Origin of the sequence: Streptomyces sp. NPDC047880, from assembly GCF_040706515.1 — a bacterium.
Lineage (GTDB): Bacteria > Actinomycetota > Actinomycetes > Streptomycetales > Streptomycetaceae > Streptomyces.
Genome location: NZ_JBEZOK010000040.1, coordinates 41,399 through 52,416, shown reverse-complemented (window position 1 = coordinate 52,416; position 11,018 = coordinate 41,399). Strand labels below are relative to the sequence as shown.

Annotated in this window: 11 protein-coding genes; 3 read left to right on the top strand and 8 right to left on the bottom strand. The window is 71.5% G+C overall.

Translation table 11 applies throughout. The features are described 5' to 3' along the window. Window positions 1-90: 90 nt before the first annotated feature. Window positions 91-357, bottom strand: a complete 267-nt coding sequence (locus AB0937_RS37085) for a hypothetical protein (protein ID WP_366718383.1) — start codon at window positions 355-357, stop codon at window positions 91-93. Window positions 358-466: 109 nt separating this feature from the next. Beyond that, window positions 467-1,876 (bottom strand): type I glutamate--ammonia ligase, encoded by a 1,410-nt coding sequence (gene glnA, locus AB0937_RS37080; RefSeq protein ID WP_366718381.1) that lies wholly within the window; start codon window positions 1,874-1,876, stop codon window positions 467-469. A 210-nt stretch (window positions 1,877-2,086) separates the two neighbouring features. On the opposite strand from glnA, the gene AB0937_RS37075 reads away from it, so the two are divergent. Then, window positions 2,087-2,554 carry an RDD family protein gene (locus tag AB0937_RS37075; protein ID WP_366718379.1) on the top strand — a complete coding sequence of 156 codons (468 nt, stop codon included), beginning with the start codon at window positions 2,087-2,089 and terminating at the stop codon, window positions 2,552-2,554. 129 nt (window positions 2,555-2,683) lie between these two features. Here the strand turns inward: AB0937_RS37075 and AB0937_RS37070 are convergent, their stop codons facing one another. The 4 genes from AB0937_RS37070 to lipB all read right to left on the bottom strand — a co-directional run bounded on the left by AB0937_RS37070 (window position 2,684) and on the right by lipB (window position 5,821). Continuing rightward, entirely contained in the window at window positions 2,684-3,385 is a 702-nt protein-coding gene (locus AB0937_RS37070; RefSeq protein WP_366718377.1) for a DUF4191 domain-containing protein, read from the bottom strand. Between the two features lie 77 nt (window positions 3,386-3,462). Further along, window positions 3,463-3,666, bottom strand: a complete 204-nt coding sequence (locus AB0937_RS37065) for a hypothetical protein (RefSeq protein WP_030837456.1) — start codon at window positions 3,664-3,666, stop codon at window positions 3,463-3,465. Window positions 3,667-3,928: 262 nt separating this feature from the next. Continuing rightward, the gene (gene lipA / locus AB0937_RS37060) at window positions 3,929-4,918 is read right to left on the bottom strand and encodes a lipoyl synthase (protein WP_366718374.1); all 990 of its coding nucleotides are present in this window, start codon (window positions 4,916-4,918) and stop codon (window positions 3,929-3,931) included. 102 nt (window positions 4,919-5,020) lie between these two features. Further along, window positions 5,021-5,821, bottom strand: a complete 801-nt coding sequence (gene lipB, locus AB0937_RS37055) for a lipoyl(octanoyl) transferase LipB (RefSeq protein ID WP_366718373.1) — start codon at window positions 5,819-5,821, stop codon at window positions 5,021-5,023. Window positions 5,822-6,059: 238 nt separating this feature from the next. On the opposite strand from lipB, the gene AB0937_RS37050 reads away from it, so the two are divergent. Continuing rightward, a complete protein-coding gene (locus AB0937_RS37050) occupies window positions 6,060-7,538 on the top strand; it encodes a regulator (RefSeq protein ID WP_366718371.1) in 1,479 nt (492 codons plus the stop codon). 88 nt (window positions 7,539-7,626) lie between these two features. Here the strand turns inward: AB0937_RS37050 and AB0937_RS37045 are convergent, their stop codons facing one another. Together AB0937_RS37045 and AB0937_RS37040 are read right to left on the bottom strand one after the other, a co-directional pair. Next, on the bottom strand, window positions 7,627-9,033 hold the full coding sequence (locus AB0937_RS37045) for an NAD(P)/FAD-dependent oxidoreductase (protein ID WP_366718369.1): 1,407 nt from the start codon (window positions 9,031-9,033) through the stop codon (window positions 7,627-7,629). 513 nt (window positions 9,034-9,546) lie between these two features. After that, window positions 9,547-10,449, bottom strand: coding sequence for a TIGR01777 family oxidoreductase (locus tag AB0937_RS37040; protein ID WP_366718367.1), 903 nt, complete (start codon window positions 10,447-10,449; stop codon window positions 9,547-9,549). A gap of 71 nt (window positions 10,450-10,520) precedes the next feature. On the opposite strand from AB0937_RS37040, the gene AB0937_RS37035 reads away from it, so the two are divergent. Further along, window positions 10,521-11,018: a GNAT family N-acetyltransferase gene (locus tag AB0937_RS37035; protein WP_366718365.1), complete on the top strand. Its 498-nt coding sequence runs from the start codon at window positions 10,521-10,523 to the stop codon at window positions 11,016-11,018.

Here is an 11,018-nt window from a genome sequence, read left to right as displayed (position 1 = left end):
GAGCGAGTAACTCCCACTCCTGGTCCGTGAGTTCATGACGGCGTACCACGCCACCATGATCCACCATCTAGCGATCTTTGAAGACGGACCCTAGTACGGAGCCCTGAAGTTGATGTAGCCCAGCAGCACGATCACCGCCGCCACGCAGCCCAGTACCACCGCGGTCGAGATCCACGAGGAGCGGCGGCGGGAGCCGACGTGCTCGGGGTCGGCGCGGAACGGCACCGGCCCGGGCGGGTTGTGCTTCCAGCGCGCGGCGAGCATCCGGGCCCGCGCCGAGGGCTCCTTGTGCTCGGCCCGGTCCGCCCATCCGAGGTCGAACTCGCGCCGCTGGTCGTCCTGTTCGTGCTCCGGCATTCCCATCCACCCCCGTGTGGTCCTGCCCCAAGAATAGAACAGACGGCCGCGCCCCCGCCGTCGGAAGGACAGCGGGGGCGCGGGCGGTCTTGCCTCGATCAGGCGTCGATCACACGTCGAAGTACAGCTCGAACTCGTGCGGGTGCGGACGCAGCTGCAGCGGGGCGATCTCGTTCGTGCGCTTGAAGTCGATCCACGTCTCGATCAGGTCCGGGGTGAACACGTCGCCCTGGAGCAGGAACTCGTGGTCGGCCTCCAGGCGGTCCAGGACGGCGCCGAGGGAGGTGGGGACCTGGGCGACGTTCGCGTGCTCCTCGGGAGCCAGCTCGTACAGGTCCTTGTCGATCGGCTCGGCCGGCTCGATCTTGTTCTTGATGCCGTCGAGACCCGCGAGCAGCAGCGCCGAGAAGGCCAGGTACGGGTTGCCGGAGGCGTCCGGTGCGCGGAACTCGACGCGCTTGGCCTTCGGGTTCGAGCCCGTGATCGGGATACGCATCGCGGCGGAGCGGTTGCGCTGCGAGTACACCAGGTTGACCGGCGCCTCGAAGCCCGGCACCAGGCGGTGGTACGAGTTCACCGTCGGGTTGGTGAAGGCCAGCAGCGACGGGGCGTGCTTGAGGATGCCGCCGATGTAGTAGCGGGCGGTGTCCGACAGGCCCGCGTAACCGGCCTCGTCGTAGAACAGCGGCTGGCCGCCGGTCCACAGCGACTGGTGGACGTGCATGCCCGAGCCGTTGTCACCGAAGATCGGCTTCGGCATGAAGGTCGCGGTCTTGCCGTTCTGCCAGGCCACGTTCTTCACGATGTACTTGAAGAGCTGGAGGTCGTCGGCCGCCGCGAGCAGCGTGTTGAACTTGTAGTTGATCTCGGCCTGGCCGGCGGTGCCCACCTCGTGGTGCTGGCGCTCGACCTTCAGGCCGGCGCGGTCCAGCTCCAGGGAGATCTGGGCGCGCAGGTCGGCGAAGTGGTCGACCGGCGGGACCGGGAAGTAACCGCCCTTGTAGCGGACCTTGTAACCGCGGTTGTCCTCGAGGGCACCGGTGTTCCAGGCGCCCGCCTCGGAGTCGATGTGGTAGAAGGACTCGTTCGCGGTGGTCGCGAAGCGGACGGAGTCGAAGACGTAGAACTCGGCCTCGGGACCGAAGTACGCCGTGTCGGCGATGCCGGTCGACGCGAGGTAGGCCTCGGCCTTCTTCGCCACGTTGCGCGGGTCACGGGAGTACTGCTCGCCCGTGATCGGGTCGTGGATGAAGAAGTTGATGTTCAGCGTCTTGTCACGGCGGAACGGGTCGACCCGGGCGGTCGAGAGGTCCGCGCGCAGCGCCATGTCGGACTCGTGAATGGCCTGGAAGCCCCGGATCGAGGAGCCGTCGAAGGCCAGCTCCTCGTCAGCGTCGAACGCCTCCGCAGGCACCGTGAAGTGCTGCATCACGCCCGGGAGGTCGCAGAAGCGGACGTCGATGAACTTGACGTCCTCGTCCGCGATGAACTTCTTGGCCTCGTCGGCGTTCTGGAACATCCAGCTCCTCCTACTCCCGACCGTCCCGCCGGGGTGGTAGTTCGTTCGTGCGGCCAGTGCGGGTGGCACACGCTGACCTCGACCCTAGGGACGGGTGGTTTCTCGGGCGTGACTCATTTGTTTCGCACAAGTTAACCGGCTCACCCCCCACCGTAGCCCGGACACACCCCGCCGTGCCCTGGTCATTTACGGGCGCAGTACCGTGGACGGGTGGACAACAGGCAAGCACTCGGATCGTGGCTTTCCGGGCCCCGCGCGGCCGCGGAAGAGGCCGGTGTCGACTTCGGATACCGGGGCGAGCAGCTCGGTCTGCCCGAGGAGGGACCCGGCTCGATCGCCCGCCCGGGCCGCCGGCTCGGCGCCCTCGCCGTCGACTGGGGCCTGTGTCTCCTGATCGCATACGGTCTTATCACGCAGAGCTACAACGAGGCGGCGCAGATCTGGGCGCCGCTCATCATGTTCGCGCTGATGGTCCTCACGGTCGGCACGGTCGGCTCCACCCCCGGCAAGCGCCTCTTCGGACTGCGGGTGCTCGCCCTGGCCACCGGCCGGGTCAGCCCGTGGCGCGCCGCACTGCGCACGGTCCTGCTCTTCCTCGCGATCCCCGCCCTGATCTGGGACCGCGACGGCCGCGGCCTGCACGACCGGCTGGCGGGCACGGTCGAGGTCCGCATCTGACGCACACCGGCGCGGCGTGACACGCACGAGGTGAACACCGACGCGGCGGGACACGCACGACATGAACGAAACGAGGGGCGCCCGGTGTGATCGGGGCGCCCCTCGTTTCGTTCATGTCGTGTGCGGGTCTCAGCGGGCCTTCGGCCCGCCCTTCGGCAGGCGCATGCCCTTCGGCATCGGCCCCTTCGGCAGCGGCATGTTGCTCATCAGGTCGCCCAGGGCGCGCAGCCGGTCGTTGGTGGCCGTGACCTGCGGGCCGGTCAGCACCCGCGGGAGCTTCAGCATGGTCGTCCGCAGCTTCTTCAGCTCGACCTGCCCCTCGCCCGTGCCCACGACCAGGTCGTGCACCGGGACGTCCGCGACGATGCGGTTCATCTTCCGCTTCTCGGCGGCCAGCAGGGTCTTCACGCGGTTCGGGTTGCCCTCGGCGACCAGGACGACGCCGGCCTTGCCGACCGCGCGGTGCACCACGTCCTGGTTGCGGTTCATCGCCACCGCGGGCGTCGTCGTCCAGCCCCGGCCGATGTTGTCGAGCACCGCCGCGGCGGCGCCGGGCTGGCCTTCCATCTGTCCGAAAGCGGCCCGCTCGGCCCGGCGCCCGAACACGATCGCCGTCGCGAGGAAGGCGAGCAGGAGGCCCAGGATGCCGAGATAGATGGGGTGACCGATCAAGAAACCGATCGCGAGGAAGACACCGAAGGTGACGATTCCGACAGCCGCGAGTACAAGACCGATCTTCTTGTCGGCCTTGCGGGTCATCTTGTAGGTCAGGGCGATCTGCTTCAGTCGCCCGGCATTAGCAGCGTCCGCTGCAGGTTCCTTCCTCGCCATGCCACGAAGTCTACGTGGCCCCACAAGCGCCGACGACGGCAGTGCCCGCGGGCGCCCCTGGGGGAGGGCCGGGAGAGTCAGGGACGGACGGACAGGGACTGCTCGATGACGCGCTGCGTCTCTACCCGGTCCTTGGCGCGGCGGCGGTCCTCCAGCACGGAGGTCCAGGCGTTGCGGCGGGCGGTGCGCTGACCGCTGCTCATCAGCAGCGACTCGACGGCGCGCAGTGCGGTCGTGAAGGACGGAATCGCGGTGGCGCGGACGGGCGGCGCGGCCTGCATGGGTGAGGTCCCCCCTCGGGTGACGGGTGTACGTGCTGTGAGTTCAGCGTCACTGATTGGTGTTACCAGGGCGTGACCGGCCGGTCAAACACCCATGAAGCCCTGGCGGGAAGTGGGGGAACGCCGACGCGGTCCTGGCATGTGTCCTCATCTGCGAGGACGGTCAGGACCGCGTCAAATCGGTCGCTACCGGTGGGTAGTCTCTTGTGCGCGAATTCACACGCTTGTCCCGCCCCTTGAGGGCAGGGGTGGTGACGGTCCGTCAGACGGCCTGCGCCGCGATGTGACCGTCCTCCCGCGGCGGAGCGGCCGAATGGCGCTGCTCCATGGCCATCTGGTAGAGCCGACCGGCGCGGTACGAGGAGCGCACCAGCGGTCCGGACATCACGCCGGAGAAGCCGATCTGCTCGGCCTCCTCCTTCAGCTCCACGAACTCGTGGGGCTTCACCCAGCGCTCCACCGGGTGGTGGCGCACGGAGGGCCGCAGGTACTGCGTGATGGTGACCAGCTCGCAGCCCGCGTCGTGCAGCTGCTTCAGCGCGTCGCTGACCTCCTCGCGGGTCTCGCCCATGCCGAGGATCAGATTCGACTTGGTGACCAGGCCGTAGTCGCGCGCCTCGGTGATCACCTTCAGGGAGCGCTCGTAGCGGAAGCCGGGGCGGATGCGCTTGAAGATCCGCGGGACCGTCTCGACGTTGTGCGCGAAGACCTCGGGCCGGGAGGAGAAGACCTCCTCCAGCTGCTCGGGGACCGCGTTGAAGTCAGGGGCCAGCAGCTCGACCTTGGTGTGGCCGCCCTCACGCCCGGCGGTCTGCCGGTGGATCTGGCGGACCGTCTCCGCGTACAGCCAGGCGCCGCCGTCCTCCAGGTCGTCGCGGGCGACGCCGGTGATCGTGGCGTAGTTCAGGTCCATCGTGACCACGGACTCGCCGACGCGGCGGGGTTCGTCGCGGTCGAGCGCCTCGGGCTTGCCGGTGTCGATCTGGCAGAAGTCGCAGCGCCGGGTGCACTGGTCGCCGCCGATGAGGAACGTGGCCTCCCGGTCCTCCCAGCACTCGTAGATGTTGGGGCAGCCGGCTTCCTGGCAGACCGTGTGCAGGCCCTCGCTCTTCACGAGCTTCTGCATCGCGGTGTACTCGGGGCCCATTTTCGCCCGGGTCTTGATCCACTCGGGCTTGCGCTCGATGGGGGTCTGGCTGTTGCGGACCTCCAGGCGCAGCATCTTGCGTCCGTCGGGTGCGACTGCGGACACGACCGGCTCCCTAGCGATTGATTCTTCGGCGTCCTCAAGGGTACGCCCGTTGATTTGAAAGCCTGTGTGGGCTCTACCCCTCCAGCTCCGCCACGGCCCGATCTATGCCGCAGGCGCCTTCTCGATCTCCCGGGGCCTCGGCTCGGCGTTCTCCAGAACCTCCCGCAGATGGCGTTCCACGACCGGCAGGACCTCCTCGATCGTCACGTCCCGGCCGAGCTCGCCGGCCAGTGAGGCGACGCCCGCGTCGCGGATGCCGCACGGGATGATCCGGTCGAACCACTTGTTGTCGGGGTTCACGTTGAGCGCGAAGCCGTGCATGGTGACGCCCTTGGCCACGCGGATGCCGATCGCGGCGATCTTGCGGTCCTCCCGGCGCTGGCCCGCGTTGGACGGAGCGTACTCCGGGCCGTTCATGCGCGGGTCGAACTCCTCGTCCTGGAGCCGGGGGTCGAAGTCCAGCGACAGTCCGCCCGGCGCGGGCCGCTGCTCGACCGGGTCGCCCAGGATCCACACCCCGCTGCGGCCCTCGACCCGGGTGGTCTCCAGGCCGAACTCCGCGCACACGCGGATCAGGGCCTCTTCCAGGCGGCGTACGTGCGCCACGACGTCCACCGGGCGCGGGAGCTTCTGGATCGGGTAGCCCACCAGCTGGCCGGGGCCGTGCCAGGTGATCTTGCCGCCGCGGTCCACGTCGATGACGGGCGTGCCGTCGAGGGGCCGCTCGTCGTCCGCCGTGCGCCGGCCGGCCGTGTAGACCGGGGGGTGCTCCAGGAGCAGCACGGTGTCGGGGATCTCGTCCGCGAAGCGCGCCGCGTGCACCCGGCGCTGCTCGTCCCACGCCTCCTGGTACTCGACGGCCTCGTCACCGAACCCCATGCGGACGAACCGCAACTCACTCACGGCAAGCGCCTCCCTCGGACGGGTGTATCAGGCACGTAGCGCGCCCAAGCCACTGTACGCCCGGCCCATACGCGTCAGTCCCGGGGCCAATCCTCACACGATCGGATGAATGTCCGGGAAAACGTGTGATGGGGTGTTTACTCTCCGCTACATTCGCGCCGTCCAGCAAGCCAAAAGGCCTGCTCACAGGCAATCCGGCACGTCACCGACACCGGAAGGCAGGAGACCGCACCGCACCATGACGGAACGACCCGCGCAGCGCACCCCCAACCGACAGCTCGCCGCGCTCATCGCAGAAGCGGGGTTCTCCAACGCGGGACTCGCCCGTCGCGTGGACCAGCTCGGTCTCGAACACGGGCTTGATCTGAGATACGACAAGACGTCCGTCACCCGGTGGCTGCGCGGCCAGCAGCCCCGGGGCACCACCCCGGCCCTGATCGCCGAGGTCTTCACCCGGCGTCTGGGCCGCCGCCTCACCGCCCAGGACCTCGGACTGGACGCCTGCGCCCCCGTCTACGCGGGGCTGGAGTTCGCCGCCACCCCCGAGGAGGCCGTCGACATCGTCAGCGGGCTGTGGCGCAAGGACTCCGGCAGCCACGCCGAGCTCCGCAAGATCGCCTTCACCCCGGCCGGGCTCGTCGTGCCCAGCCGCGACTGGCTGATCGGCCGGGCCGACGAGAAGGTCACCCGCGGTGAGCAGCACGCCGCCCGCATCCCGGCGCAGGGCCGCCCCGCGCTCCGCCCCACGGCCCCGGCCGAGCAGGGCGCCCCGTCGCCGCCCCGCCGGCGCGGCCAGGCCGAACGGGGGCCCGGCCAGAAGGTCACCGGCGGCGACATCGCCGCCCTGCGTTCGGTCGCGGAGCTGTTCCGCACCCTCGACGACGCCTACGGCGGCGGCCACGCCCGCCAGGCCCTCGTGCGCTACCTGGAGCACGAGTGCGAGCCCATGCTGCGCGGCACCTACGGCGAACAGACCGGCCGCCGCCTCTTCGCGGCCGCCGCCGACCTGACCCGGCTCGCGGGCTGGACCTCGTACGACATCGCCGCGCACGGACTGGCCCAGCGCTACTTCGTGCAGGCGCTGCGGCTCTCCCAGGCGGCCGGGGACCGGACGTACGGGGCCTATGTGCTGGTCACCATGAGCCGCCAGGCCGTCTACCTGGGGCACGGGCGGGAGGCCGTCCAGCTCGCCCGCGTGGCCCAGCAGGGCGTCGGCACCTCCGGGCCGCCCGTCGTGCAGGCCCTGCTGCACGCGTCCGAGGCACGCGGACACGGCGTGCTCGGCGAGGTCCGGGCCTGCACCGCGGCCCTGGTCCGGGCCGAACGCGCCCTGGACACGGCCCGGCCCGGCGACGACGTCCCGCACTGGGCGAGGTTCTTCGACGAGGCGCAGCTCGCCGACGAGTTCGGCCACTGCCACCGTGACCTGCAGCAGTTCCGTGCCGCGGCCCAGCACGCGGAACGCTCGCTCCAGCTGCGGGCCCCCTCCTACGCCCGCAGCCGGCTCTTCTGCCGCGTGGTCCTCGCCACCGCCCGCCTGGGCCTCGGCGAACTCGACCAGGCCTGCCAGCTCGCCGCGGAGGCGGCGGGCCAGGCGGCCGAGATGCGCTCGGTACGGGCGGTGGAGTACGTCAGGGACTTCGAGCGCCGCCTGGAGCCGTACAAGGACGCGGTGCCGGTGCGTACCTACCGCGACAAGGTGGCGGCCCTCGGGTGAGGTTCCTCAGGGGTGCGGGACTGAGCAGATGTGCGGCTCCGCCGCGTGGGCGCGACCAGCCTCCACGCGGCGGCGCCCGCGGAACCGCCTACGCGGCCCGCGGCACGGTCGGCAGCGGATCGGCGACATGCATCGACCGCCCCGCCCCCAGGTCGGCCAGGATCGCCGCCGAAGCCCGATGCCCGGAGTGCAAGGCTCCCTGGACCGTGCTGGTGTCCCGGTGATCCCCGCACACATACAGCCCGGCGATCAACCGCACCGGCCGCAGCAGATCATGCGGCGGCCGCATCGCCGGCACCGCCTCCGCCGTCCGGTGCACGGCCAGCGTCTCCCACCGGGCCGTCGACACCCCGTACAACCGCGCCAGATGCATGCGCACCGCCGTGTCGACGTCCCCGGGGTACCGCCCCAGCACCGTCGACGACACCAGCGCCCGGCCCGCCGGCGCCCGGGTCGGGTCGACCCGGCTGACCACCGCGGTGTGCGCGACCGGCCCGCCGAGGTCCGCGTCGAGCAACAGTGACGCGCCCGTCCCCGGCGGCTCGTCGGTCGTGTGGTGCACCACCGTCACCGGGTGGAACTCCGGCACCCGCAGCCCGGGCAGCAGTTCGGCCGCGGCGCGTGCGCCCGTCGCCACCAGCACCGCACGGCACCGGATCTCACCGTGCTCCGCGGTGGTCACCGAAGTCGTCGAGACGGAGGTGACGCGCACGCCGGTGTGCACCGTGCCCGGCGCCAGCGTGCGCGCCAGGAGCTCCGGCAGGGCCTCCGCGCCGCCTTCCGGCAGGCACAACCGTCCCCGTGCGAAGGCGCGCAGCGCGAGGTCCGCACACCGGCTGGACGTCGTCAGGTCCGGGTCGCACAGCAGGGCGGCGAGCAGGGGACGCAGGAAGCCGTCGATCGTACGGGCGGGCAGACCACGCGCCGCCAGGGCCTCACCGGCGGGCAACTCCGGGCGGGCCAGCAGCCGTTCGGCCGGTGTGCCCGCCAGCCGGGTCAGGGCGGCGCCCAGCCTGGCCTGGTCGACGGCCGTGCCCAGCGGTGCGCCGGGCCGGCTCCGTGGGACGGAGACCTGCCGGCCGGGCACGGCCACCGGCCTCCGGGGCGACCTCGACGCGGACGGTGACCGGGGGGCGCTTGCCAGCGCGCGAACCGCGTGCAGTGCGCCCCTTGCGCCCCCTGCGCCCGGCTGGACGCCGGCGCGGTGATGGCGCCCGTCGCCGTGCAGCAGGACCCCGGGCGCGAAGGGGCGCAGCACCAGTTCGTCGAGACCCGGTGTGCGTCGTAGTTCGGGGTACGCCGTGGACAGCAACTGGCCGATCCTGTCGAGCCGGAAGCCGTCGACCTTCTCCGTCGCCATGCGGCCGCCGACCCCGTGGGCGGCCTCCAGGATCATGGTCGTCACTCCTGCGCTGGTCAACCGGTGCGCGGCCGAGAGTCCGGCGACCCCGGCCCCCACGACGACCACGTCCGCCTGGTATGCGGGCTCAAGCACGTGCCCCTCCTCGAGGTTGCGCGGGCGCTGGAGACGTCATGCCCTCAACAGGCCGCAGGGATACGCGAGTTCTGGTCGAGGGTAGGGCCGTGATCGGTCAACGGGAGTCGCGCATCGGCAGGGCACGGTCGCACAGTGGTCGCATACGAACGCCTTGTGGGCATGAAGTGGTCGCAGGAGGCTGGTGTGCGCCTGGAGGAGCTGGCTCGGACATGCCGGTCGGTCCTCGGCCGGGTGGCCGGTGTACGTCACCGACGAACGTCGCCGGGCCCGGCGGGCTTCGCCTCGGTCCGGCGTTCGCCTCGGCCTGGCGGGCTTCGCCTCGGTCCGGCGGGCTTCGCCTCGGCCTGGCAGGCCTTGCCCGGTCCGGCGGACGTCCGCCGGGCCCGGCGGACCTCGTGCGGTTCGGCGGGCTTCGCCTCGGCCCGGCAGGCCTCGCACGGTCCGGCGGGCTTCGCCTCGGCCCGGGACTTCACCCTGACCGGGGCCATTTCGCCCTGCCCCCGGAAGCCCTCACAGCGCTGCCCGGATCGCCCCCTCGATCTCCGGGAAGGCGAACCGGAATCCCGACTCCAGCAGACGCGCCGGCAGGATACGGGCGCTGCCGAGGACGTCACCGGCCATCTCGCCGAGCACGGTCCGCAGGACGGCCGCGGGCACCGGGAACAGGGTCGGGCGGTGCAGCACGCGCCCCATCGCCGCGGTGACCTCACGGTTCGTCACGGGGTTCGGGGCGGTGATGTTGAACGGCCCCGACAGGCCGTCGCTGTCGATGAGATGCCGGATGGCGGCGACCTCGTCGTGCAGCGCGACGAACGACCAGTACTGCCGCCCGTCGCCCATCCGCCCCCCGGCCCCCGCCTGGAACAGCGGGAACAGCCGCCCCCAGGCGCCGCCCTCGCGGGAGACGACCAGCCCGGTCCGGGTGAACACCGTGCGCACACCGGCCTCCTGGGCGGGCGTCGTGGCCCCCTCCCACTTCACGCACAGCGAGGGCAGGAAGCCCTCGCCCGCGGGCGCGCTCTCGTCGACCGCGCGCTCCCCGGTCTCGCCGTAGTAGCCGATGGCGCTGCCGTTCACGAAGACCCGCGGCCGCTCCTTCGCGTCCAGCGACGCGACCGCCTCGGCGAGGGCCGCCGTGCCCTTCACCCGGCTGTCGTGGATGCGCCGCTTGTAGGCCTCCGTCCAGCGCCGGTCGCCGACCCCGGCCCCGGCCAGGTTGACCACCGCGTCGCAGCCGGCGAGCCCGGCCGCGTCGACCCGGCCGCCCTCGGGGTCCCAGCGGATCTCCCCGGCCGCGCGGGGCGTGCCGCGCACCAGGCGGCGCACCTCGTGTCCGTCCGCGGTCAGGGACCGCACCAGGGCGCCGCCGATGAGGCCGGACGCACCCGCGACCGCGATTCTTGAATGTTCCATGAATCCATCCTGCCGGGTGGCTCCGTAAAACCGTTGCAAGGACTTGATCCGCTCGCCATAGGGTGACGCCCATGTCCGAGCTTCCCACACCGCGCGTCCGCGCCGCCCGGCCCGAGGACGACGGCGCGCTGGCCCTGCTCGACCGGCTCACCTGGTCGCACCTGCATGCGGTGATGCCCGAGCCGCGGCCGCCGTACCCTCCCTTCTTCGACGAACGGCACGTCCCCGAGGACTGCCTGGTCGCCGAGCTCGGCGACCGTCTCGCGGGCTATCTCAGCCTCGGTTTCCCCACTCCGCTCGACTCGAACCGGCACGTCCGTCAGATCCAGGGCCTCGCCGTGGCCGAGGAGGCCCGGGGCCGGGGCGTGGGGCGGGCCCTGGTGCGGGCCGCCGTCGACGTGTCCCGCCGGCGCGGCGCCCGCCGCATCACCCTGCGGGTCCTCGGGCACAACGCCCCGGCCCGGGCGCTCTACGCGTCCGAGGGATTCGTGGTCGAGGGGATCCTGCCCGAGGAGTTCCTGCTCGGCGGGACCTACGTCGACGACGTGTTCATGGGACGCACCCTGTGA